At 58.9% G+C, this 24,412-nt stretch carries 16 protein-coding genes; 10 read left to right on the top strand and 6 right to left on the bottom strand.

From position 1 onward, the window contains the following. Nucleotides 1-57: 57 nt before the first annotated feature. The 4 genes from H8B20_RS22570 to H8B20_RS22555 all read right to left on the bottom strand — a co-directional run bounded on the left by H8B20_RS22570 (nucleotide 58) and on the right by H8B20_RS22555 (nucleotide 5,411). On the bottom strand, nucleotides 58-2,904 hold the full coding sequence (locus H8B20_RS22570; RefSeq protein ID WP_042557780.1) for a valine--tRNA ligase: 2,847 nt from the start codon (nucleotides 2,902-2,904) through the stop codon (nucleotides 58-60). A gap of 126 nt (nucleotides 2,905-3,030) precedes the next feature. Beyond that, nucleotides 3,031-3,426, bottom strand: a complete 396-nt coding sequence (locus H8B20_RS22565; protein WP_047299840.1) for a hypothetical protein — start codon at nucleotides 3,424-3,426, stop codon at nucleotides 3,031-3,033. An 8-nt stretch (nucleotides 3,427-3,434) separates the two neighbouring features. Continuing rightward, nucleotides 3,435-3,863, bottom strand: coding sequence for a DNA polymerase III subunit chi (locus tag H8B20_RS22560; protein WP_115146341.1), 429 nt, complete (start codon nucleotides 3,861-3,863; stop codon nucleotides 3,435-3,437). A gap of 57 nt (nucleotides 3,864-3,920) precedes the next feature. Then, on the bottom strand, nucleotides 3,921-5,411 hold the full coding sequence (locus H8B20_RS22555; protein WP_210624686.1) for a leucyl aminopeptidase: 1,491 nt from the start codon (nucleotides 5,409-5,411) through the stop codon (nucleotides 3,921-3,923). A 575-nt stretch (nucleotides 5,412-5,986) separates the two neighbouring features. On the opposite strand from H8B20_RS22555, the gene lptF reads away from it, so the two are divergent. The 8 genes from lptF to pdxJ all read left to right on the top strand — a co-directional run bounded on the left by lptF (nucleotide 5,987) and on the right by pdxJ (nucleotide 14,395). Beyond that, nucleotides 5,987-7,108 (top strand): LPS export ABC transporter permease LptF, encoded by a 1,122-nt coding sequence (lptF, locus tag H8B20_RS22550; protein WP_042557784.1) that lies wholly within the window; start codon nucleotides 5,987-5,989, stop codon nucleotides 7,106-7,108. Further along, the gene (lptG, locus tag H8B20_RS22545) at nucleotides 7,101-8,162 is read left to right on the top strand and encodes an LPS export ABC transporter permease LptG (protein WP_210624685.1); all 1,062 of its coding nucleotides are present in this window, start codon (nucleotides 7,101-7,103) and stop codon (nucleotides 8,160-8,162) included. Before lptF ends, lptG begins: the two co-directional genes overlap by 8 nt. A 172-nt stretch (nucleotides 8,163-8,334) precedes the next feature. Further along, entirely contained in the window at nucleotides 8,335-10,134 is a 1,800-nt protein-coding gene (lepA, locus tag H8B20_RS22540) for a translation elongation factor 4 (protein WP_042557786.1), read from the top strand. A 5-nt stretch (nucleotides 10,135-10,139) separates the two neighbouring features. Beyond that, a complete protein-coding gene (gene lepB / locus H8B20_RS22535) occupies nucleotides 10,140-10,994 on the top strand; it encodes a signal peptidase I (protein ID WP_042557787.1) in 855 nt (284 codons plus the stop codon). 169 nt (nucleotides 10,995-11,163) lie between these two features. Beyond that, the gene (rnc, locus tag H8B20_RS22530) at nucleotides 11,164-11,853 is read left to right on the top strand and encodes a ribonuclease III (RefSeq protein WP_042557788.1); all 690 of its coding nucleotides are present in this window, start codon (nucleotides 11,164-11,166) and stop codon (nucleotides 11,851-11,853) included. Then, nucleotides 11,846-12,748 carry a GTPase Era gene (gene era / locus H8B20_RS22525; RefSeq protein ID WP_042557789.1) on the top strand — a complete coding sequence of 301 codons (903 nt, stop codon included), beginning with the start codon at nucleotides 11,846-11,848 and terminating at the stop codon, nucleotides 12,746-12,748. The genes rnc and era overlap by 8 nt, the downstream gene beginning before the upstream one ends. Nucleotides 12,749-12,914: 166 nt before the next feature. Beyond that, nucleotides 12,915-13,604, top strand: a complete 690-nt coding sequence (gene recO / locus H8B20_RS22520; RefSeq protein WP_210624684.1) for a DNA repair protein RecO — start codon at nucleotides 12,915-12,917, stop codon at nucleotides 13,602-13,604. A gap of 47 nt (nucleotides 13,605-13,651) precedes the next feature. Continuing rightward, nucleotides 13,652-14,395 (top strand): pyridoxine 5'-phosphate synthase, encoded by a 744-nt coding sequence (gene pdxJ / locus H8B20_RS22515; protein WP_042557791.1) that lies wholly within the window; start codon nucleotides 13,652-13,654, stop codon nucleotides 14,393-14,395. A 128-nt stretch (nucleotides 14,396-14,523) separates the two neighbouring features. Here pdxJ and mltF read toward each other — a convergent pair whose 3' ends face one another. Continuing rightward, complete coding sequence (gene mltF / locus H8B20_RS22510; protein ID WP_210624683.1) at nucleotides 14,524-15,984, bottom strand: membrane-bound lytic murein transglycosylase MltF; 1,461 nt, start codon at nucleotides 15,982-15,984, stop codon at nucleotides 14,524-14,526. A 285-nt stretch (nucleotides 15,985-16,269) separates the two neighbouring features. Here mltF and purL point away from each other — a divergent pair, with 285 nt between their 5' ends. Together purL and H8B20_RS22500 are read left to right on the top strand one after the other, a co-directional pair. Continuing rightward, the gene (gene purL / locus H8B20_RS22505) at nucleotides 16,270-20,166 is read left to right on the top strand and encodes a phosphoribosylformylglycinamidine synthase (RefSeq protein WP_042557792.1); all 3,897 of its coding nucleotides are present in this window, start codon (nucleotides 16,270-16,272) and stop codon (nucleotides 20,164-20,166) included. Between the two features lie 5 nt (nucleotides 20,167-20,171). Then, nucleotides 20,172-20,483: a YqfO family protein gene (locus H8B20_RS22500; protein ID WP_210624682.1), complete on the top strand. Its 312-nt coding sequence runs from the start codon at nucleotides 20,172-20,174 to the stop codon at nucleotides 20,481-20,483. A gap of 637 nt (nucleotides 20,484-21,120) precedes the next feature. Here the strand turns inward: H8B20_RS22500 and H8B20_RS22495 are convergent. Beyond that, complete coding sequence (locus H8B20_RS22495; RefSeq protein ID WP_210624681.1) at nucleotides 21,121-24,369, bottom strand: response regulator; 3,249 nt, start codon at nucleotides 24,367-24,369, stop codon at nucleotides 21,121-21,123. Nucleotides 24,370-24,412 lie beyond the last annotated feature (43 nt).

Raw genomic sequence — 24,412 nt, 5'->3', positions numbered from 1 at the left:
TGCAGAAATAAAAAAGGGAGGCCATTACGGGCCTCCCTTTTTCATTGCGATTTGCCGTTACAGGCTGGCAATCCGCGCGTGCTGCTCGGCCAGTTTGCCCAGGGCCTGTTCAGCCTCGGCCAGTTTGGCGCGTTCCTTCTCGATGACTTCGGCCGGGGCCTTGTCGACGAAACCGGCGTTGGACAGCTTGCCGCCAACCCGCTGGACTTCGCCCTGCAGACGCAGGATTTCCTTGTCCAGGCGCGCCAGTTCAGCAGCCTTGTCGATCAGGCCGGCCATCGGCACCAGCACTTCCATCTCGCCGACCAGTGCGGTGGCGGACAGCGGTGCTTCTTCGCCAGCGGCCAGGACGGTGATCGATTCCAGACGCGCCAGCTTCTTCAGCAGCGCTTCGTTCTCGGTCAAACGGCGCTGGTCTTCGGCGCTGACGTTTTTCAGGTAGATCGGCAGTGGTTTGCCCGGGCCGATGTTCATCTCGCCACGGATGTTACGCGTGCCGAGCATCAGCTCCTTGAGCCACTCGATGTCGCTCTCGGCAGCCGGATCGATGCGCTCTTCATTGGCCACTGGCCAAGGTTGCAACATGATCGTCTTGCCCTGAATACCGGCCAGCGGTGCAATGCGCTGCCAGATTTCTTCAGTGATGAACGGCATGAACGGGTGCGCCAGACGCAGCGCCACTTCCAGTACGCGAACCAGCGTGCGACGAGTGCCGCGCTGGCGCTCGACCGGAGCGTTTTCGTCCCACAGCACAGGCTTGGACAATTCCAGATACCAGTCGCAGTACTGGTTCCAGATGAACTCGTACAGCGCTTGCGCCGCGAGGTCGAAACGGAACTGATCCAGTTGACGGGTGACTTCGGCTTCGGTGCGCTGCAGTTGCGAGATGATCCAGCGATCTGCCAGCGACAGCTCGTAGGCTTCGCCGTTCTGACCGCAGTCTTCGCCCTTGTCCAGAACATAACGCGCGGCGTTCCAGATCTTGTTGCAGAAGTTGCGATAGCCTTCGACGCGGCCCATGTCGAACTTGATGTCGCGACCGGTGGACGCCAGCGAGCAGAAGGTGAAGCGCAGGGCGTCGGTGCCATAGCTGGCGATGCCGTCGGCGAACTCGTCGCGGGTCTGCTTCTCGATCTTCTTCGCCAGTTTCGGCTGCATCAGGCCCGAGGTGCGTTTCTGCACCAGCGTTTCCAGGTCGATGCCGTCGATGATGTCCAGCGGGTCAAGGACGTTGCCCTTGGACTTGGACATCTTTTGGCCTTGGCCGTCGCGCACCAGACCATGCACGTAAACGGTCTTGAACGGCACTTGCGGCGTGCCGTCTTCGTTCTTCACCAGGTGCATGGTCATCATGATCATCCGGGCGACCCAGAAGAAAATGATGTCGAAACCGGTGACCAGCACGTCGGTGGAGTGGAATTTCTTCAGGAACTCGGTTTTTTCCGGCCAGCCGAGGGTGGAGAACGTCCAGAGACCCGAACTGAACCAGGTGTCGAGAACGTCATTGTCCTGTTGCAGCGCAACGTCCGGGCCAAGGTTGTTCTTGGCACGCACTTCGGCTTCATCGCGACCGACGTAGACCTTGCCCGACTCGTCGTACCAGGCCGGAATCCGATGGCCCCACCACAACTGACGGCTGATGCACCAATCCTGAATGTCGCGCATCCACGAGAAATACATGTTTTCGTATTGTTTCGGCACGAACTGGATGCGGCCGTCTTCGACAGCGGCAATCGCAGGCTCGGCCAAAGGCTTGGTCGACACGTACCACTGGTCGGTCAGCCACGGCTCGATGATGGTGCCGGAGCGGTCGCCTTTCGGCACTTTCAGGCCGTGGTCGTCGACGCTGACCAGCAGGCCGGCGGCGTCGAACGCGGCAACGATCTGCTTGCGCGCTTCGAAACGATCGAGGCCGGCGTATTCAGCCGGGATCTTGCCGTCGATGCTCTCGTTCAGCGTGCCGTCGAGGTTGAACACCTGACAGGCGGGCAGTACATGGGCATTCTTGTCGAAGATGTTCAGCAGCGGCAGGTTGTGGCGCTTGCCGACTTCGTAGTCGTTGAAATCGTGGGCCGGGGTGATTTTCACGCAGCCGGTGCCGAATTCAGGATCGCAGTAATCGTCGGCGATGATCGGGATGCGACGGCCAACCAGTGGCAGCTCGACAAACTTGCCGATCAGGGCTTTGTAGCGCTCGTCGTTCGGGTTTACCGCGACGGCGGAGTCGCCGAGCATGGTTTCCGGACGGGTGGTCGCGACGATCAGGAAATCGTTGCCTTCAGCGGTTTTCGCGCCGTCAGCCAGCGGGTACTTGAGGTTCCACAGGAAACCTTTCTCGTCGTGGTTTTCCACTTCGAGGTCGGAAATGGCCGTGTGCAGCTTGGTGTCCCAGTTGACCAGACGCTTGCCGCGATAGATCAGACCGTCTTCGTGCAGGCGCACGAACGCTTCTTTAACCGCTTCGGAGAGACCGTCGTCCATGGTGAAGCGCTCGCGGCTCCAGTCTACGGACGAGCCGAGGCGACGGATCTGACGGCTGATGTTGCCACCGGATTCGTCTTTCCATTCCCAGATTTTCTCGAGGAATTTCTCGCGGCCGAGGTCGTGACGGCTCTGGCCCTTGGCTTCGAGTTGACGTTCCACCAGCATCTGCGTGGCGATACCGGCGTGGTCGGTGCCCGGCTGCCACAGGGTGTTACGACCCTGCATGCGGCGGAAACGGATCAGAGCATCCATGATCGCGTTGTTGAAACCGTGACCCATGTGCAGGCTGCCGGTGACGTTCGGCGGCGGGATCATGATGGTGTAGGAATCGCCCGCGCCTTGCGGGGCGAAGTAGTTCTCGGACTCCCAGGTGTTGTACCAGGAAGTTTCAATGGCGTGCGGCTGGTAGGTCTTATCCATGCGCGGCGGGACCCTATTGGCATTTATTCAGGAAAAGCCGGGAAGTATAGCCGTGGGGGCAGCTGCAAGCTACCAGCCACAAGCTGCAAGGAGAGAGTGGCGGTTGCTTTGGCTTTGGCTTGCAGCTTAAAGCTTGCCGCTCGTAGCTGCGGCGAGTAGCCGTTCCATCCGCGCATCGAGGCGGCGTTTGATTTCGGTTTCGATGTGCGGGGCGAAGTCGTCGATCACGTCTTGCATGATCAATTGCGCAGCGGCGCGCAATTCGCTGTCCAGGTGTAGGAGGGCATCCGGGCCTTTATCGACAGAGGCTGCAGGTTGCGCAACCGGTGCCGGTGGCGGTTCAGTGGCTGGGGGTACGTTGCCGACCGAGTCGAATAGCATCGGAATCTGTTCCTGCTCACCGTCATCGACCGTGTCGGTCAGCAGTGGCGGTTGCAGGTTGTCATCGCCGAGCAACTGGCGGATTGATTCGAGATCATCCAGCAAGTGCGCGGACTTTTGCTGCGGTTTCGGAGTGTCCATTGGAATGCTCAGAGTCGCTGTAAACGGTGATCTTGCAGAGGATAGCCCTGTTCGCGGTAGAAGCGAAAACTCTCCCGCGCAGCGGCGCGAATGGTCGGATCTTCTACCACCACTTCCGCCACGCGGGCGAATTTGCTGGCGAAAGCCGGGACTTTCAGGTCGAGATTGACCAGCAAGTCTTGATGCTGACCACAGTCATCGCCCAGCCCCAGGACAATCAAACCGTCCGGTTCGCTGTCGGCCGGGCCATGCGGTACGAAGCTCTCGCCCTTGAACGCCCACAGGCGTGCATCGAGATCGTCACGCTGAGCGGCATCGCTGCAATGCAGGTAGATGCGGTGGCCCATGCGCCAGGCTTTTTCGGTGAGCTTGCAGGCAAAGTCCAGGCGCGCGGAAGGATCGGCGCTGGGCAGGATATAGAAGTCGACTTTGGTCATTGCGATTCCAGAGCGGCAAGCGGCGTCACCCGAAAGTGACGCCGCTCGTCAGCGGTTTCAGGCTTTGGCGCGGTCCAGCAGGTATTGGGTCAGCAGAGGTACCGGACGGCCAGTGGCGCCCTTGTCCTTGCCGCCGCTGGTCCACGCGGTGCCCGCGATGTCCAGGTGCGCCCAGTTGAGGTTCTTGGTGAAACGCGACAGGAAGCACGCAGCCGTGATGGTGCCGGCTTTCGGCCCGCCAATGTTGGCGATGTCGGCGAACGGGCTGTCCAGCTGTTCCTGATACTCGTCGAACAACGGCAGTTGCCAGGCGCGGTCATCGGCAGTCTGGCCGGCGCTGAGCAGTTGACCGATCAGTTCGTCGTTGTTGCCCAGCAGGCCCGAAGTATGGGCACCCAGAGCAACCACGCAAGCGCCGGTCAGGGTGGCGATGTCGATCACCGCTTGCGGCTTGAAGCGCTCGGAGTAGGTCAGGGCATCGCACAGCACCAGACGGCCTTCGGCGTCGGTGTTGAGGATTTCCACGGTCTGGCCGCTCATGGTGGTGACGATGTCGCCCGGACGGGTCGCATTGCCGCTTGGCATGTTTTCGGCGCAGGCGAGGATGCACACCAGGTTGATCGGCAATTTCAGCTCAAGTACGGCACGCAGGGTGCCGAACACGCTGGCAGCACCGCCCATGTCGTACTTCATTTCGTCCATGCCGGCGCCCGGTTTCAGGCTGATGCCGCCGGTGTCGAACGTGATGCCTTTACCGACCAGCGCGTAGGGCTTTTCGGATTTCTTGCCGCCGTTGTATTGCATGACGATCAGGCGCGGCGGCTGTTCGCTGCCCTGGCCGACGGCGTAGAACGAGCCCATGCCCAGGGATTTGATCTTCTTCTCGTCGAGGACTTCGACTTTCAGATCCTTGAACTCTTTGCCCAGATTCCTGGCTTGCTCGCCAAGGAACGTCGGGTGGCAGATGTTCGGTGGCAGGTTGCCCAGGTCGCGGGTGAAGGCCATGCCGTTGGCGATTGCAGTGGCGTGGGTCACGGCGCGCTGTACTTCGGCTTGTGCGGCCTTGATGGTCAACAGGGTGATTTTTTTCAGGGCGCGCGGTTCGGCTTTCACGCTCTTGAACTGATCGAAGCAGTATTTGCCGTCGACCAGAGTTTCGGCCAGCAGACGGGTTTTACCGTAGCTGTCGCGACCCTTGACGATGACTTCGTCCAGCGCCAGCACGGCATCGCTGCCATTCAGGCCTTTCAGGGTGTTGAGGATGCCGGCCACGATTTTGCGGAACGGGCGATCGCCCAGTTCTTCATCTTTGCCCACACCGACCAACAACACGCGCTCGGCTTTGAGGTTCGGCAGGCTGTGCAGCAGCAGGCTCTGACCGACCTTGCCGGCCAGATCGCCACGCTTGAGGACGGCGCTGATAGCGCCACCGCTCAGTTCGTCGACCTGTTTGGCAGCAGCGCCGAGTTTGCGGCCTTCGCCGACGGCAACCACCAGGGTGGCGGTTTTCAACGTTTCTGGGCTAACGCTTTTTACAACCAGTTCCATGTCCGGATCCCTGAATGAATGGTCAACACGCAGGCGTTCGACGGTGTCCGCATTCGCCTGCTTATAAATAGAAGAGCGCAGGCCAAAGCCTGCGACAAGGGCCGCAGTTTGAACCTCGCTCCCCGCGCCTGACAACCCTAGGGGGCGTTCTCAATTAGTTTCCACACCGCGTTGTCGCCTTAACGCAGGCCATGCAAGGCGCAGGCCGCGGGGAATGGTGGTTCCCTTTCCAAGGCCTGCAACGCAGATTGGCCGGCTTTAAGGCACAACCCGAAGGGCCGGGCCGGCTGTTGTGCAGGGCTGCGTTGCTCGAAGCTTATTTGGAATGACCAATCCACACTTCTCGCGCCTTGCCCTGCACAACAGCAGACCCGGCGCGGTGTGAAAACTAATTGAGAGCGCCCCCTAGGTTGCACGATCTTCAACGTATTGCGTGCGAGGATGAGTGTGCGCAGTGACAGGCGCCCTCAATCACAGGATAATGCCGCATCTTTTTCCGACGGCTCTGCGTTGCGGGCCGGTCGGTGTGTTTGCTTGTTTGGCCGCCTTAGCCTGACAACCCTGGAGTGTCTGGTTTGATCGTCTTCCGTTATCTGTCCCGCGAAGTTCTGTTGACCCTCAGTGCCGTGAGTGCGGTGCTGCTGGTCATTATCATGAGCGGTCGCTTTATCAAATACCTCGCGCAGGCCGCTGCCGGTCAGCTCGATCCGGGCTCGCTGTTCCTGATCATGGGCTTTCGCCTGCCGGGCTTCCTGCAACTGATTCTGCCGCTGGGCCTGTTCCTCGGGATCCTGCTGGCCTACGGTCGCCTGTACCTCGAAAGCGAAATGACCGTGCTCTCGGCCACCGGCATGAGTCAGCAGAAGCTGCTGCGCATGACCCTGTTTCCGGCGACGCTGGTTGCGCTGGTCGTGGCATGGCTGAGCCTGGGCCTGGCGCCGCAAGGTGCCAACCAGTTCCAGTTGCTGCTGAACAAGCAGGACGCGCTGACCGAATTCGACACCCTGGAGCCTGGTCGCTTCCAGGCCCTGCGCGACGGCACTCGGGTGACTTACACCGAAACCCTGAGCGATGATCGCGTCAACCTGGGTGGCGTGTTCATCTCGCAGAAGAACCTCGGCGCCGATCAGAAGGACCGCGGGATTTCCGTGCTGGTAGCCGAGTCGGGTCGTCAGGAAATCCGCCCCGACGGCAATCGCTACCTGATCCTCGATAACGGCTATCGCTACGACGGCAGCCCGGGCCAAGCTGATTACCGTGCCATTCATTACGAGAACTACGGCGTGCTGCTGCCCAAGCCGGACGTCAGCGAAGAAGTCACCGACCGTGACGCCATGCCGACGTCGTCCTTGCTGGGCAGTGACGACATCCGCTCCAAGACCGAACTGCAATGGCGCCTGTCCTTGCCGTTGCTGGTGTTTATCGTGACCCTGATGGCGGTGCCGCTGTCGCGAGTCAATCCGCGTCAAGGGCGCTTCCTCAAGCTTCTGCCGGCGATTCTTCTTTATATGGCTTACCTGACCATCCTGATTGCTGCGCGCGGCGCCCTTGAAAAAGGCAAGATCCACCCGACGCTCGGCTTGTGGTGGGTGCATGCGATCTTCCTGTTCATCGGTCTCGGCTTGCTCTACTGGGAGCCGCTGCGCCTGAAGATGGCCAGCCGTCGTGCCGCTGCGCTGGAGGTGGCCCGTGGTTAAACTCGACCGCTACATCGGCAGCAGCGTGTTCATGGCGATCATCGCTGTGCTGGCGATCATTCTCGGCCTGGCGACACTGTTTGCCTTCATCGATGAAATGGGCGACGTCAGCGAAACCTACACCTTGGTTGACGTGCTGGGCTTCGTGCTGCTGACCGCACCGCGTCGTCTTTACGAAATGCTGCCGATGGCGGCGTTGATCGGCTGTCTGATTGGCCTCGGCAGTCTGGCCAGCAGCAGTGAGCTGACCGTGATGCGCGCCGCGGGTGTGTCCATCGGCCGTATCGTGTGGGCGGTCATGAAACCAATGCTGGTGCTGATGCTGGCCGGCGTGCTGATCGGCGAATACGTCGCGCCAGCCACTGAAAGCATGGCCCAGGCCAACCGCTCGCTGGCTCAGGGCAGTGGCGACGCGCAAAGCGCCAAGCACGGCATGTGGCACCGTCAGGGTGAAGAGTTCATCCACATCAACGCCGTGCAACCCAACGGCCTGTTGTATGGCGTGACCCGCTACCACTTCGACAAGGAGCGCCATCTGCTGAGTTCGAGCTTTGCCAAGAAGGCCGAGTTCGACGGCAATCACTGGCAGCTCAGCGACGTGTCGACCACCAAGTTCAATGAGCGCAGCACTGAAGTCGTGAACATGCCAACCGAGCGTTGGGATGTGGCACTGAGTCCGCAATTGCTCAGCACCGTGGTCATGGCGCCGGAATCGCTGTCGATCAGCGGTTTGTGGGGTTATATCCACTATCTGGCTGAACAGGGCCTGAGCAATGGTCGTTACTGGTTGGCATTTTGGGTCAAGGTGTTGCAGCCGCTGGTTACCGCTGCGCTGGTCCTGATGGCGATCTCCTTTATCTTCGGCCCGTTGCGTTCGGTGACCTTGGGTCAGCGTGTGTTCACGGGTGTGCTGGTGGGCTTCACCTTCCGCATCGTCCAGGATTTGCTCGGCCCATCGAGCCTGGTGTTCGGTTTCTCGCCCTTGTTTGCGGTACTGGTACCGGCCGGGGTCTGTGCGCTGGCGGGTGTCTGGCTGCTTAGACGAGCCGGTTGATGAACAAGTTTTCATCCACTGTTTAACTTTGAAAACGCCTCGGTCGACAGATCGGGGCGTTTTTGCATGCAATCCGGGTGACAGGTGAACGTGACGCTTGCGCCGTGTATCAGGTACAATTCCCGGCTATTTTTCGGCGGGCTATGCCTGCAGCCTTTTTGAGTGTTGATCCGTGAGTGATTTGAGTCATATCCGCAATTTCTCCATCATCGCCCACATTGACCATGGCAAGTCGACGCTGGCCGATCGCTTCATCCAGATGTGCGGCGGCCTGGCCGAGCGTGAAATGGAAGCCCAGGTACTGGATTCCATGGATCTGGAGCGTGAACGCGGGATCACCATCAAGGCCCACAGCGTCACCCTTTATTACACCGCCAAAGACGGCATCAAATATCAGCTGAACTTCATTGACACCCCGGGCCACGTCGACTTCACCTACGAAGTCAGCCGTTCCCTGGCCGCTTGCGAAGGTGCATTGCTGGTCGTCGACGCGGGGCAGGGTGTTGAAGCCCAGTCAGTGGCCAACTGCTACACCGCGATCGAGCAGGGCCTTGAGGTCATGCCGGTACTGAACAAGATCGACCTGCCACAGGCCGACCCTGATCGCGTCAAGGACGAGATCGAGAAGATCATCGGCATCGACGCCACTGACGCCGTCACCTGCAGCGCCAAGACCGGCCTGGGTGTCGACGAAGTGCTCGAGCGTCTGGTGCACACCATTCCTGCGCCAACCGGCAATATCGAAGATCCGCTGCAAGCGTTGATCATCGATTCCTGGTTCGACAATTACCTGGGCGTTGTTTCCCTGGTGCGTGTCCGTCATGGCCGCGTGAAGAAGGGCGACAAGATCCTCGTCAAGTCCACCGGCAAGATCCATCTGGTCGACAGCGTTGGCGTGTTCAACCCGAAACATACCGCCACGGCTGATCTGAAGGCCGGCGAAGTGGGCTTCATCATCGCCAGCATCAAGGACATTCACGGTGCGCCGGTGGGTGACACCCTGACGCTGAGCTCGACGCCGGACGTTGAAGTGCTGCCAGGCTTCAAGCGCATTCAGCCGCAGGTTTACGCCGGTCTGTTCCCGGTCAGCTCCGACGACTTCGAAGATTTCCGCGAAGCGTTGCAGAAGCTGACCCTCAACGACTCGTCGCTGCAGTACACCCCGGAAAGCTCCGACGCACTGGGCTTCGGCTTCCGTTGCGGCTTCCTCGGCATGCTGCACATGGAAATCATCCAGGAGCGACTCGAGCGCGAGTACAACCTGGACCTGATTACCACGGCGCCGACGGTGATTTTCGAGCTGCTGCTCAAAACCGGTGAAACGATTTACGTCGACAACCCATCCAAGCTTCCGGATGTGTCGTCGATCGAAGACATGCGCGAGCCGATCGTGCGGGCCAATATTCTGGTGCCGCAGGAACACTTGGGCAACGTCATCACCCTGTGCATCGAGAAGCGTGGCGTTCAAGTCGACATGCTGTTCCTCGGCAATCAGGTGCAGGTCACCTACGACCTGCCGATGAACGAAGTGGTCCTGGACTTCTTCGACCGTCTCAAATCCACCAGCCGCGGCTATGCTTCGCTGGACTACCATTTCGATCGTTACCAATCGGCTAATCTGGTGAAACTGGATGTGCTGATCAACGGCGACAAGGTCGATGCCCTGGCGTTGATCGTGCACCGTGACAACTCGCACTACAAAGGTCGCCAGTTGACCGAGAAGATGAAAGAACTGATTCCGCGTCAGATGTTCGACGTAGCGATCCAGGCCGCCATCGGTGGTCAGATCGTTGCCCGGACAACCGTCAAGGCACTCAGAAAGAACGTATTGGCCAAATGCTACGGTGGTGACGTCAGCCGTAAGAAGAAACTGCTGGAGAAGCAAAAGGCCGGTAAGAAACGCATGAAGCAGGTCGGCAACGTGGAAATTCCACAAGAAGCCTTCCTTGCAGTGCTCAGGTTGGATAGTTAGGTCCTATGTCACTAAATTTCCCGCTGTTGCTGGTCATCGCCGTGTTCGTCTGCGGCCTGTTGGCGTTGCTTGATCTGTTGATCCTCGCGCCGCGTCGGCGTGCTGCCATTGCCTCCTATCAGGGCAGCGTCAGCCAGCCTGACGGGGTGGTGGTCGAGAAACTGAACAAGGAACCGCTGCTGGTTGAATACGGCAAGTCGTTCTTCCCGGTGTTGTTCATCGTGCTGGTGCTGCGTTCGTTCCTGGTGGAACCGTTCCAGATCCCATCCGGCTCGATGAAGCCGACCCTGGACGTCGGCGACTTCATTCTGGTGAACAAGTTTTCTTACGGGATCCGCCTGCCGGTGATCGACAAGAAAATCATCGAAGTCGGTGATCCTCAGCGTGGCGATGTGATGGTGTTCCGCTACCCGAGCGACCCTGCCGTCAACTACATCAAGCGTGTAGTGGGCCTGCCGGGCGATACCGTGCGGTACACCGCTGACAAGCGTCTGTTCGTCAATGGCGAGTCGATTGCCGAGCAACTGGTCGGCTCCGAGCCGGGCACTCTGGGCAGCGCAGAGCTCTACAAGGAAAAACTCGGCGCTGCCGAGCACCTTATCCGCAAGGAAATGAGCCGCTACCGCACCCCCCCGGATCGTACGTGGACAGTGCCTGCCGGGCACTACTTCATGATGGGTGACAACCGCGACAACTCGAACGACAGCCGTTACTGGGATGATCCGAACATTCCCAAGGATCTGCTGGGCATGGTTCCCGACCAGAATATCGTCGGCAAGGCCTTCGCGGTCTGGATGAGCTGGCCGGAACCGAAACTCAGCCACCTGCCGAATTTCTCGCGGGTTGGCCTGATCAAGTAATCACACACGGCGCTGTTGACCACAGCGCCGAATGCATTTCTGGAGTCGACACAATCGGCTTCGCTATCGCCAGGATTTAATTTTTGAACACAGCGTTAATTGTCCCAGGCCTGCGCCGTATCCCGGCGATGGCGGTGGAATCCAGCTTTGAACACAGCGTGGGTAAACCGTGAGCGCCTCATTAAGCCGTCTCGAGCGTCAGCTCGGTTACACCTTCAAGGATCAGGAGTTGATGCTCCTGGCCCTTACGCACCGCAGTTTTGCCGGGCGCAACAACGAACGCCTGGAATTCCTCGGTGATGCCATCCTCAATTTCGTCGCCGGCGAAGCACTGTTTGATCGCTTCCCGCTCGCCCGCGAAGGCCAGTTGTCGCGTTTGCGCGCACGTTTGGTGAAAGGTGAGACGCTGGCCGTACTGGCTCGCGGTTTCGACCTCGGCGATTATCTGCGTCTGGGTTCCGGAGAACTGAAAAGCGGCGGTTTTCGTCGCGAATCGATTCTGGCCGATGCCCTTGAAGCGCTGATCGGTGCGATTTACCTCGACGCCGGCATGGACGTCGCCCGCGAACGCGTACTGGCCTGGCTGGCCGGCGAGTTCGAAGGCCTGACGCTGGTCGACACCAACAAGGATCCCAAGACCCGCCTGCAGGAACATCTGCAATCGCGCGGTTGCGACCTGCCACGTTACGAAGTGGTGGATATCCAGGGTGAGCCGCACTGCCGAACCTTCTTCGTCGAATGCGAAGTTGTCTTACTGAATGAAAAAAGCCGAGGTCAGGGTGTGAGCCGTCGTATTGCCGAACAGGTAGCGGCCGCCGCAGCACTGATTGCCCTGGGCGTGGAGAATGGCAATGACTGATACAAACGCAACTCGCTGTGGCTATGTTGCCATCGTCGGCCGTCCCAACGTGGGCAAGTCCACGCTGCTGAACCACATCCTGGGCCAGAAGCTCGCGATCACCTCGCGCAAGCCGCAGACCACTCGCCACAACATGCTCGGGATCAAGACCGAGGGTGACGTGCAAGCGATCTACGTCGACACCCCCGGCATGCACAAGGGTGGCGAAAAGGCGCTGAACCGCTACATGAACAAGACCGCTTCGGCGGCGTTGAAAGACGTCGACGTGGTGATCTTCGTGGTCGACCGCACCAAGTGGACCGACGAAGACCAGATGGTTCTGGAGCGCGTGCAGTACGTGACCGGCCCGCTGATCGTCGCGCTGAACAAGACCGACCGCATCGAAGACAAGGCCGAGCTGATGCCGCACCTGTCGTGGTTGCAGGAACAGCTGCCGAACGCGCAGATCATCCCGATTTCAGCACAGCACGGGCATAACCTTGAAGCACTGGAAAAGGTGATTGCCAACCACCTGCCGGAAAATGATCACTTCTTCCCCGAAGACCAGATCACCGACCGCAGCAGCCGTTTCCTTGCCGCCGAACTGGTGCGCGAGAAAATCATGCGTCAGATGGGCGCCGAGCTGCCGTACCAGATCACCGTCGAGATCGAAGAGTTCAAGCAGCAGGGCAAGACTCTGCACATCCACGCCTTGATCCTCGTTGAGCGTGATGGCCAGAAGAAGATCATCATCGGCGACAAGGGCGAGCGCATCAAACGCATTGGCACCGAAGCGCGCAAGGACATGGAGCTGCTGTTCGACTCCAAGATCATGCTCAACCTGTGGGTCAAGGTGAAGGGCGGCTGGTCCGACGACGAGCGTGCATTGCGTTCGCTGGGTTACGGCGACTTGTAAGCACTGATTTCAAGAACACCGATACTCACTGTGGGAGCGAGCCTGCTCGCGAAGAGGATGTAACATTCAGCATTGATGTTGACTGTCACTCCGCTTTCGCGAGCAGGCTCGCTCCCACAGTGGTTTTGGGTTGTGTGTAAAACTGCGTTTCTTCATCGAGAACTCAATGTCGCAAAGCCCACCTCCCGCCCAACCCGCCTACGTCCTCCACTCGCGCGCCTACCGCGAAACCAGCGCTTTGGTGGACTTCCTCACGCCGCAAGGTCGGCTGCGGGCGGTGTTGCGCAGTGCGCGGGGCAAGGCCGGGACACTGGCGCGGCCATTCGTGCCGCTGGAAGTGGAGTTTCGCGGCAAGGGTGAACTGAAGAACGTCGGGCGCATGGAGAGTGCCGGAACCGCGACCTGGATGGTTGGCGAGGCACTGTTCAGCGGCCTCTATCTCAACGAACTGTTGATTCGCTTGCTGCCCGCCGAAGATCCGCATCCGGCAGTGTTCGATCACTACGCCGCCACGCTGTCGGCCCTGGCTGAAGGTCGACCGCTGGAACCCTTGCTGCGCTCCTTCGAATGGCGATTGTTGGATGATCTTGGCTACGGATTTTCCATGAACACTGATGTTCACGGCGAACCTGTCGCGCCGGACGGACTTTATCGCCTGCAAGTGGATGCAGGGCTTGAGCGCGTCTATCTGTTGCAACCGGGGCTGTTCAATGGCACCGAACTGCTGGCCATGGCTGAAGCCGATTGGTCGGCCTCCGGTGCTTTGTCCGCTGCCAAGCGTTTGATGCGTCAGGCATTGGCCGTTCACTTGGGCGGCCGCCCCCTCGTCAGTCGCGAACTGTTTCGCAAGCCCTGATCTCACCGTATGCTGTGCGCCGAATCTCTCAATTCAGGAGCGCATCCGTGACCACCAGCAATCGCATTCTTCTTGGCGTGAACATCGACCACGTCGCCACCCTGCGTCAGGCCCGTGGCACGCGCTATCCGGATCCGGTCAAGGCTGCGCTGGACGCGGAAGAGGCGGGCGCCGACGGCATCACTGTGCACCTGCGTGAAGATCGCCGCCACATTCAAGAACGCGATGTGCTGCTGCTCAAGGATGTGCTGCAAACCCGCATGAACTTCGAAATGGGCGTCACCGAAGAAATGATGGTGTTCGCCGAGCTTATCCGTCCGGCGCACATCTGCCTGGTACCGGAAACCCGTCAGGAACTGACCACTGAAGGCGGTCTTGACGTGGCGGGGCAGGAAGCGCGGATCAAGGCAGCGGTTGAGCGTCTGTCGAAAATCGGCAGCGAAGTGTCGCTGTTCATCGACGCCGACGAGCGTCAGATTGCTGCGTCCAAACGTGTTGGCGCACCGGCGATTGAACTGCACACCGGACGCTATGCCGACGCTGAAACCCCGACGCAAATCGCTGAAGAGTTGAAGCGTGTGGCGGACGGTGTGGCGTTTGGTCTGGCGCAGGGGCTCATCGTCAATGCCGGTCACGGTCTGCACTACCACAACGTTGAAGCGGTGGCGGCGATCAAGGGCATCAACGAATTGAACATCGGCCATGCGCTGGTGGCGCATGCGTTGTTCGTGGGTTTCAAGTCTGCAGTGGCTGAGATGAAAGCGCTGATTCTGGCGGCTGCCAAACACTAAGCGGCAACGCAACCCCACCTGTGGGAGCGAGCCTGCTCGCGAAAGCGGTGTATCAGTCAAAGATGATATCGACTGACACGACGCCTTCGCGAGCAGGCTCGCTCCCACATTTGTTTTTGGGGTGTTTTTTAAAGTGGGGCAGGTTCTTGCGCAGGCTTGGACTTGTCGATCGCCGGCACATGCAGGTTGCCCTCGGCCACTTGATCACCCTCAAGCTGCGGTTGGGTCACCCAGGTCAGGATGTCGTAGTAACGACGGATGTTCGCCACGAAATGCACGGGCTCGCCGCCTCGGGCGTAGCCGTAGCGGGTTTTGCTGTACCACTGCTTCTGCGACAGACGTGGCAGGATTTTCTTTACGTCCAGCCACTTGTCCGGATTCAGACCTTCCTTGGCCGTCAGTTTGCGCGCGTCATCCAGATGACCGCTGCCGACGTTGTACGCCGCCAGTGCAAACCAGGTGCGATCCGGCTCCTTGATCGAGTCATCAAGCTGCTCCTTCATATAAGCCAGGTACTTGGCGCCGCCCATGATGCTCTGCTTCGGATCGAGGCGGTTGGATACACCCATCGCCTGAGCGGTGTTCTGGGTCAGCATCATCAAGCCGCGCACGCCGGTTTTCGAGGTGACCGTCGGTTGCCATAGCGATTCCTGATAACCGACGGCTGCGAGCAGGCGCCAGTCGACTTTCTCTTTCTTCGCGTAGTTCTTGAAGTGTTGTTCGTATTTCGGCAGGCGCTGCTGCAAGTGCTGGGCAAACGTGGTGGCGCCCATATAACCGAGCACGTCAACGTGACCGTAGTAGCGGTCTTTCAAGCGCTGCAAGGTGCCGTTCTTTTGCACCTTGTCCAGATAGTTGTTGATCTCGTTGAGCAGGCTGTTGTCTTCGCCCGGGCCTACCGCCCAACTCTGGCTGCGCGCGTCGCCAAGGTCGAAGGCCACGCGGATGTTGGTGAAATACACCTGATTCATCGCCACTTCGTTGGAGTCGACCAACGTCAGGTCGATCTGGCCTTCATCGACCATGCGCAACAGGTCGACCACCTCGACAGCGTCGGACTCTTCGTATTCGATGCCGGGAAATTTCTGTTTCAGCTCGGCCAGTTGCTCGGCGTGGGTACTGCCCTTGAGCACCATGATCTTCTTGCCGACCAGATCCGCGGCGTCGGTCGGCCGCGACTGGCCGTTGCGATAGATGATCTGCGGAGTGACTTCGAGGTAGGAGTGGGAGAATCGCACCTGCTGCTTGCGCTGGTCGCTGCTGACCAGACCGGCAGCCGCCAGTACCGGCCCGTTGGGTTTGCCGATCTGGTTGAAGAGGTCGTCAAGATTGTCGGCGGTCTCGATTTTCAGTTCGACACCCAAATCGTCGGCAAAGCGCTTCACCAGCTCGTATTCGAAGCCGGTTTCACCACTGCGATCCTGGAAGTAGGTGGCGGGGCTGTTTCGGGTAATCACCCGCAGCACGCCATCCTCCTTTACACGCTCGAGTGTGTTGGGTTTATCAACACAGCCGCCGAGCATCAGGAAGAGTCCGGTTGCGATCAGCCATTTGGCGTACCGCGGACGCAAAGCCGTTGGGAAAAACATTTGCGCAGTATACGCAAAGGACTGCGGGCGCCATATCTCGACAGTGCAGGGCGACTCTGCTAGAGATCACAAAACCAGCCGAAACCCCGCAGAAACGGGCCTGAAGGGCATTTTGTTACAGTAAAAATTAACGTTGTTCACTTGCCCCGTAAATTTGACTATCGAGGCAGAAACACAGATCGACACCCGAGTGCAACCGTGCGTAGCGTTTCGGGTGATGTTGAGGGCGGTTTAGGCTAGAATGCACGGCCTCAAAGCACACCCCTTCCCGAGGCTGTCCCGAAGATGTTGATCCTGCGCGGCGCTCCTGCCCTTTCTGCCTTTCGCCACAGCAAACTCCTTGAGCAACTGAGCCAGAAAGTTTCGGCTGTCAGTGGCTTATATGCTGAATTCGCTCACTTCGCCGAAGTTACCGGCGTCCTGACCGGCGACGAACAGCAGGTGCTTGCGCGCCTTCTGAAGTACGGTCCAAGTGTTCCGGTTCAAGAGCCGACCGGCCGTCTGTTCCTGGTGTTGCCGCGGTTCGGTACCATCTCGCCATGGTCGAGCAAGGCCAGCGACATTGCCCGCAACTGCGGCCTGAGCAAGATCCAGCGTCTGGAGCGCGGCATCGCGTTCTACGTTGCCGGTCAGTTCAGCGACGCCCAAGCGCAGCAGATTGCTGATGTATTGCATGACCGCATGACGCAAATCGTCCTCGGCAACCTTGAGCAGGCAGCCGGTCTGTTCAGCCACGCCGAGCCGAAGCCGCTGACGGCGATCGACATCCTCGGCGGCGGTCGCGCCGCGCTGGAAAAGGCCAACACCGAACTGGGCCTGGCCTTGGCTGAAGACGAAATCGACTATCTGGTCAACGCCTTCAACGGTTTGAAGCGCAACCCGCACGACATCGAACTGATGATGTTCGCCCAGGCCAACTCCGAGCATTGCCGCCACAAGATCTTCAACGCCAGTTGGGATATTGATGGTGAAAACCAGGAAAAAAGCCTGTTCGGCATGATCAAGAACACCTACGTGATGCACAGCGAAGGCGTTCTGTCGGCTTATAAGGACAACGCCTCGGTGATCGTCGGCAACGTTGCCGGCCGTTTCTTCCCGAACCCTGAAACCCGCCAGTACGGCGCGGTGCAGGAGCCGGTGCACATCCTGATGAAGGTTGAAACCCACAACCACCCGACCGCGATTGCCCCTTTCCCGGGCGCATCCACCGGTTCTGGCGGCGAGATCCGTGACGAAGGCGCAACCGGTCGTGGCGCCAAGCCAAAGGCTGGCCTTACCGGTTTCACCGTATCCAACCTGCAGATCCCGGGCTTCGAACAGCCGTGGGAAGTGCCGTACGGCAAGCCTGAGCGCATCGTTACTGCCCTCGACATCATGATCGAAGGCCCGCTCGGTGGCGCCGCGTTCAATAACGAATTCGGTCGTCCGGCCCTGACGGGTTACTTCCGTACCTTCGAACAATCGATTACCACGCCGCACGGTGACGAAGTTCGCGGTTACCACAAGCCGATCATGCTGGCCGGCGGTATGGGTAACATTCGCGAAGAACACGTCAAGAAAGGAGAAATCGTCGTTGGCTCCAAGCTGATCGTGCTCGGCGGCCCGGCGATGTTGATCGGTCTGGGCGGCGGCGCGGCTTCCTCCATGGCCACCGGCACCAGCTCGGCGGATCTGGACTTCGCCTCCGTACAGCGTGAAAACCCTGAGATGGAGCGTCGCTGCCAGGAAGTGATCGACCGTTGCTGGCAATTGGGTGACAAGAACCCTATCAGCTTCATCCACGACGTCGGCGCGGGCGGTCTGTCCAACGCCTTCCCGGAACTGGTCAACGATGGCGAGCGCGGTGGTCGTTTCGAACTGCGCAACATTCCAAACGACGAGCCGGGCATGGCCCCGCACGAAATCTGGAGTAACGAATCCCAGGAACGCTATGTTCTGGCCGTCGGCCCTGAAGACTTCGCGCGCTTCCAGGCGATTTGCGAACGTGAGCGTTGCCCGTTTGCCGTCGTTGGTGAAGCCACCGCCGAACCGCAACTGACCGTCACCGACAGCCACTTCGGCAACAACCCGGTGGACATGCCACTGGAAGTGTTGCTGGGCAAAGCCCCGCGCATGCACCGTTCGGTTGTTCGTGAAGCCGAGTTGGGTGATGACTTCGATCCGTCGAATCTCGACATCACCGAAAGCATCGAGCGCGTTCTGCATCACCCGGCTGTTGCGAGCAAGAGCTTCCTGATCACCATCGGCGACCGCACCATCACCGGCCTCGTTGCCCGTGACCAAATGGTCGGCCCATGGCAGGTTCCGGTGGCCGACGTTGCTGTTACCGCCACCAGTTTCGACGTGTACACCGGTGAAGCGATGGCGATGGGCGAGCGCACTCCGCTGGCTCTGCTGGACGCTCCGGCGTCGGGCCGCATGGCCATCGGTGAAACCCTGACCAACATTGCCGCCTCGCGCATCAACAAGATCTCCGACATCAAATTGTCGGCGAACTGGATGTCCGCCGCCGGCCACCCGGGCGAAGATGCACGTCTGTACGACACCGTGAAAGCGGTCGGCATGGAACTGTGCCCTGAGCTGGGCATCACCATTCCGGTGGGCAAGGACTCGATGTCCATGGCCACGCGCTGGAATGACAACGGTGAAGAAAAAACCGTGACCTCGCCAATGTCGTTGATCGTGACCGGTTTCGCGCCAGTGGCTGACATCCGTCAGACCCTGACCCCGGAACTGCGCATGGACAAGGGCACAACCGACCTGATCCTGATTGACCTCGGTCGCGGTCAGAATCGCATGGGCGCCTCGATCCTCGCTCAGGTGCACGGCAAGCTCGGTTCGCAAGCACCGGACGTCGATGATGCTGAAGATCTCAAAGCTTTCTTCGCGGTGATCCAGGGCCTCAACGCCGACGGTCACCTGCTGGCTTACCACGACCGTTCCGACGGTGGTCTGCTGACCAGCGTCGTGGAAATGGCCTTCGCCGGTCACTGCGGTCTGAGCCTGAACCTTGATGGTCTGGCTGAAACCTCGGCTGACATCGCCGCGATCCTGTTCAACGAAGAACTGGGTGCCGTGATCCAGGTTCGTCAGGACGCCACGCCAGACATCCTCGCGCAGTTCAGCGCTGCCGGTCTGGGCGACTGCGTGTCGGTGATCGGTCAGCCAATGAACAACGGCCAGATCAACATCACCTTCAACGGTGACACCGTGTTCGAAGGCCAGCGTCGTCTGCTGCAACGTACCTGGGCTGAGACCAGCTACCAGATCCAGCGTCTGCGCGACAACGCCGACTGCGCCGAACAAGAGTTCGACGTGCTGCTGGAAGAAGACAACCCGGGCCTGAGCGTCAAGCTGAGCTACGACGTCAATCAGGACATCGCCGCGCCTTACATCAAGAAAGGCATCCGCCCACAGGTTGCCGTGCTGCGTGAGCAGGGCGTCAACGGTCAGGTGGAAATGGCCGCCGCGTTCGACCGCGCCGGTTTCAACGCGATCGACGTGCACATGAGCGACATTCTGGCCGGCCGTGTCGACCTGAACGAGTTCAAAGGCCTGGTGGCTTGCGGCGGTTTCTCCTACGGCGACGTACTCGGCGCCGGTGAGGGCTGGGCCAAGTCGGCACTGTTCAATAGCCGCGCCCGCGATGCGTTCCAGGGTTTCTTCGAGCGCAACGACAGCTTCACCCTCGGCGTTTGCAACGGTTGCCAGATGATGTCCAACCTACACGAGCTGATTCCGGGCAGTGAGTTCTGGCCGCACTTCGTGCGCAACCGCTCCGAGCAGTTCGAAGCGCGTGTGGCGATGGTGCAGGTTCAGGAGTCGAACTCGATCTTCCTGCAAGGCATGGCCGGTTCGCGTATGCCGATCGCCATCGCTCACGGTGAAGGTCACGCCGAGTTCTCCAGCGAAGAAGCACTGCTGGAAGCCGATCTGTCGGGTTGCGTGGCGATGCGTTTCGTCGACAACCACGGCAAGGTCACTGAATCGTATCCGGCCAACCCGAACGGCTCGCCGCGCGGGATTACCGGTCTCACCAGCCGTGATGGCCGTGTGACGATCATGATGCCGCACCCGGAACGTGTGTTCCGCGCAGTGCAGAACTCGTGGCGTTCGGAAGACTGGAACGAAGACGCACCTTGGATGCGTATGTTCCGTAATGCTCGCGTGTGGGTGAACTGAGGCCTGTGTACAAGCTGGCGTTTTTCGTTCCTGACAGTCATGTCGAGGTGGTCAAAGGGGCTGTGTTCGCTGCCGGTGGTGGGCGGATCGGTGACTATGACCACTGTGCCTGGCAGGTGCTCGGGTCTGGTCAGTTTCGGCCTTTGGACGGCAGTCAGCCGTTCATTGGTGAGGCGGGGCAGGTCGAGCAGGTTGAGGAATGGAAGGTTGAGCTTGTGGTGGCGGATGAGTTGATCGTTGATGTTGTGGCGGCGTTGAAGCTCAGTCATCCGTATGAGACGCCGGCTTATGAGGTGTGGCGGCTGGAAGATTTCTGATAGCCGCTTGAACAGGAAACCCGCAGATGAGTGATTGTCTGCGGGTTTTTTGTTGCCTGCGATTTGAGGGGCGACTTCATTGCACTGTGGGAGCCAGTCTGCTGGCGATGGCGCCCTGACAGGCGACCATGCTCTGGCTGGTTGTGTGAATATCCGTTTCTTCGGTTGCTGCGGCTGGCGGTTCCGCCCTTACGGCGGGTCACTTTTTACAGGGGACGCCTAAAAAGTAACCAAAAACGCTTGCCCCAACGTTCGGCCCACTCGCTGGGGCTCGGGGTTCCTTCGTTCCGGGATTGATCCGGGCGCATCGTCTCCGGTTTGCTGCGCTGCACCTCCTCTCGATGTGTTTGGCTTCGCCAAACGGTCGCTGCGCTCCCACCCCCGGATCAATCCCGGAACGAAGCCTGCCGACGGGGCCGGTGGATCAAGATCAAGAGCTGCAGCCGAGCTTGCGCTCATCCTGTTGAGTGGTGGAAGAGCATGCGATCGGCTTTTGTTCTGTGTTGGGGCCGCCCCTCACGCCAGCCCTCTTCCGAGGGAGAGGGGGCCGATTTGTGGGCTTTTCAAAATCGGAGTGCGGTTGAGTATGTCCTGTCGGCGTAGTTCATCCAGACGCCTCGGTCAGTCCCCACTGCGATTAGCTTTTTGGATACAATTCACCCTCGACCATTCTGAGCACGGCACTGTGTAAGCGCTTGAACAGCCCTTCTAACGCGCGGGCAGACTCTGGATTCAAGCGCTCATGCAGCAAAGTGACTTCACAAATACTGCACGCCGCCGCTAAATCCTGCGCACCTACCGTGGCCAACGATCCGTTTATCCGATGCAAATGGCTAACCAGTTTTGAGTTGTCAGACGCTTGCATGGCCAGTTCGGCCTGCATCAGGTCTTCTTGCATGGTTGCGACAAACAAACGGTGCATGGCCGGCGATAGTGTCATCCAGCCTTCAAGATCATCAGTTTGTAGATCGGGTGCATCTCCCTCGACTCCCTGCGGAGCAACGGGCGCAGGTTGCCGGGTAAAATCTGACAAGGTCTGAAGCAGTGTCTTGAGGTTCAAGGGTTTGACCAACCATGCATTCATCCCGACCGCGAGACAGTGTTCTCCCTCTTCACGCAGGGCATTGGCGGTTACACCAATAATCGGCACGTCCGGGTCCAGATGGCGCAAGCGTTGAGTGAGCTGATAACCATTGAGCTTGGGCATGTTGACGTCGGTGATAACAAGATCGAATGCAGACTCCTGCCAGCGCTGCAAGGCTTGTTCGCCATCCTCAGCCAAGGTAACCCGAGCACCAAGAGCCTCAAGTTGTTCCTTGAGAATCTCGCGGTTAACGGGGTTGTCTTCTGCAACCAACACATTCAAATCCAGTTCTTCAGCAGGCTGAGAGACCTTGAAACACAGCTCAGGGGCGGCGCCTTGCGCCAATTGCATCAGGGTTCTGGCAATAGCGCGGATGTCATAAGCGTTGACCTCCCAGCCGTACGCAGTCTTTTTCGGCTGACTCGTCGCAGTTCCCTTTGCAACGACGCTCACACCTGACCATGGCGCTGCCGTCAGTGGATCCGGCTCGACGTCCAGTAATACGGCATTGCTGTCTTCATAGCCTGCCGCTGGCAAAGTCTGAGCCCTTGCGCCCCAAAGGCTGAGCCATTCGATCAGGCTCTGCCCAAGATCCTTGAGCGGCGCTCGCACATAGAGACTCACCCCATGAAGATCAATGTCCGCACAGTTGGACAACGTGCCTTTAACCACGGGCAAACGTATATGGAGTGAGAAGCTGCTGCCCAACCCGGGCTCGCTGACCACGCGCAAGTTAGCGCCCATCATTTCACTCAGTCGAGCGCAGATAGACAAACCCAACCCAGCGCCGCCAGAGCGCTCGCTTCCTCCCACTTGAGAAAAAGGCTTGAACAGGAGGGGCAACTGCTGATCGCTGATCCCGACTCCGGTGTCGGACACCTGCCACTGCAGCGACACATGGTCGTCTTCGATGTCCGTCACTTTCAGCCTGAGGACTACACGACCGAAGTCAGTAAACTTGATCGCGTTACTCAGCAGGTTGTTAATGATTTGCCGGATTCGCACAGCATCGCCGCACAACAGAGGCGGTAAGGATGCGTCCGCACAGGCGAATATCTTCAGGCCTTTATTGCCTGCCGCTGCGGCATAGCTGCGTACGACGTCTTCAAACAAATCCAGAGGACTGAACGTTTTGGGTTCGACCGCCATTTGCCCGGACTCGATCTTGGATACATCCAATACATCGCTGATGAGTTGAAACAACACGGCCGATGAACGCTGGATCGTGTTCAGGTATTCATGCTGACGCTCACTGAGAGGGGTTCTTTCAAGCAACTCAAGGTTGCCGAGCACGCCGTACAACGGTGTGCGAATTTCATGGCTCATGGTGGCCAGAAACAGGGTTTTGGCTTTGCTGGCCTCATCGGCAGAACGCCGTGCCTGTTCCATCATATTGGCATCGTCTACATGCCGAGTGATGTCGTTAAAACCGCACAGGACGACGTCTCTGCCCTGGTAACGGGTGAAGGCAAAACAGACCTGGAGATAACGACCGGCAACCTCAAGTTGAACCTCACCCGGTTCGAGGTTCGCATAATTGCGCCTCAAGAGGGCAATCAGTTCAGATGTGCCCTGCCATTGCTGTGCACGCTGATTTTCCAGCAACACGACCCTCGTATCGCGCAGTACCACACACAGCCCGACGGGTGCATTGTCGAGCATGACTCGATTGAACTCTTCACTTTCAGCCAGCGACTGACTGGAGCGTTGAGCAGGTTCAATAATCCGCAAGCGATACCAGCGGTTCAGATACCAACCAAGGATCCCGAACAGCAAGACCAGAATTGCAGCGCCTGACAACGGCCACTTGGCGTAACCAAAAAACTTCTGGTAGCTGATGGTATATAAGCCGATCCAGGGGGTCGCCCCGCCTGAACTCAACTTGAAGTGCAAACCGTCGGACTCAAAGCTCAACCCAAAGGGCAGTTCCTGTACATCCTGATCGTTGCCAAGCAATACATCACCAGCAGGCGATATCAAGGTCAGGCTACTGTTACTGGAGCGCATCAATAACCGCTCAAGATCATTGATATCGCTGACATCCAATAGGGAGGTCAGTATGACTGAGTCATCATCCTCAGGCGCAGGCAGGAAGCGATGTGAGAGGTCAACACCGATAGCCCCCACAATATATTTACGTTTTTGGATGAGTCCCGCCGGGGCTCGCATCCATAGTAATTGCTGGTTCTCAAGCATCCGGCTTTGGGGTATCAGTTGGTCATACAGGCGCTTGGTGATATCGAAGAAATTATCTTTCTGCAGCAGTGGAAGCTGCCGCGCCCCCTGAATTCCAGGCACTGCAATGGTGAACTGGGCCGTTGGTGAAAACACAAACACTTGCGGCGCTGCGTAATAGGATTCGGACCAGTACGCGGCAAAAAGATCGGTTAATTGAACGCCAAACGAGTAGACCCCCGTCATTTGATCAGAGGTGAACTTGTCTCTCTGACTGACCGTAAAAGGCAGTGATTTGGCCGTGTCGCTGTTCTGAAACAGGCGTTCATCGGCTTGGCTCATCAACTCGATATGTGAACTCGGTTTGCTATCCGGCAGCAGGTTCTTACCGCCTTGGCCATAGCTCTCTGCGGCAGTGCGCAAAAAAGCTTCATGCTCCTGAATGCTTTCCATCAACCGCGCAAAGTGAAAATCGGTTTTCTCACTCTCTTCTTTCAACACCCGGTTAACCGCCCAAAAACTCATGCTTACCAGCAACAGGGCCAGCCCGGTCAGCAGGAACAACAGTTTATTGAGTCTGAGTGAGCTCAGTGCCAATGCACCGAGGCGTACTTTTGCTTGCTTCATGGAAGGTGCCTATCGAGAGCTTTACAGACCAAGGATACAGAGC

The sequence above is a fragment of the Pseudomonas sp. P42 genome (assembly GCF_017973755.1).
In the GTDB taxonomy this organism is placed as follows: domain Bacteria; phylum Pseudomonadota; class Gammaproteobacteria; order Pseudomonadales; family Pseudomonadaceae; genus Aquipseudomonas; species Aquipseudomonas iridis.
This window is presented reverse-complemented; position numbering and strand designations above follow the sequence as displayed.

Bases quoted from the DNA above. Each gene is read 5' to 3' on its own strand.
- H8B20_RS22570 (WP_042557780.1), bottom strand. From the start codon at position 2,904: ATGGATAAGACCTACCAGCCGCACGCCATTGAAACTTCCTGGTACAAC.
- H8B20_RS22565 (WP_047299840.1), bottom strand. From the start codon at position 3,426: ATGGACACTCCGAAACCGCAGCAAAAGTCCGCGCACTTGCTGGATGAT.
- H8B20_RS22560 (WP_115146341.1), bottom strand. From the start codon at position 3,863: ATGACCAAAGTCGACTTCTATATCCTGCCCAGCGCCGATCCTTCCGCG.
- H8B20_RS22555 (WP_210624686.1), bottom strand. From the start codon at position 5,411: ATGGAACTGGTTGTAAAAAGCGTTAGCCCAGAAACGTTGAAAACCGCC.
- lepB (WP_042557787.1), top strand. From the start codon at position 10,140: ATGTCACTAAATTTCCCGCTGTTGCTGGTCATCGCCGTGTTCGTCTGC.
- era (WP_042557789.1), top strand. From the start codon at position 11,846: ATGACTGATACAAACGCAACTCGCTGTGGCTATGTTGCCATCGTCGGC.
- recO (WP_210624684.1), top strand. From the start codon at position 12,915: ATGTCGCAAAGCCCACCTCCCGCCCAACCCGCCTACGTCCTCCACTCG.
- mltF (WP_210624683.1), bottom strand. From the start codon at position 15,984: ATGTTTTTCCCAACGGCTTTGCGTCCGCGGTACGCCAAATGGCTGATC.
- purL (WP_042557792.1), top strand. From the start codon at position 16,270: ATGTTGATCCTGCGCGGCGCTCCTGCCCTTTCTGCCTTTCGCCACAGC.
- H8B20_RS22495 (WP_210624681.1), bottom strand. From the start codon at position 24,369: ATGAAGCAAGCAAAAGTACGCCTCGGTGCATTGGCACTGAGCTCACTC.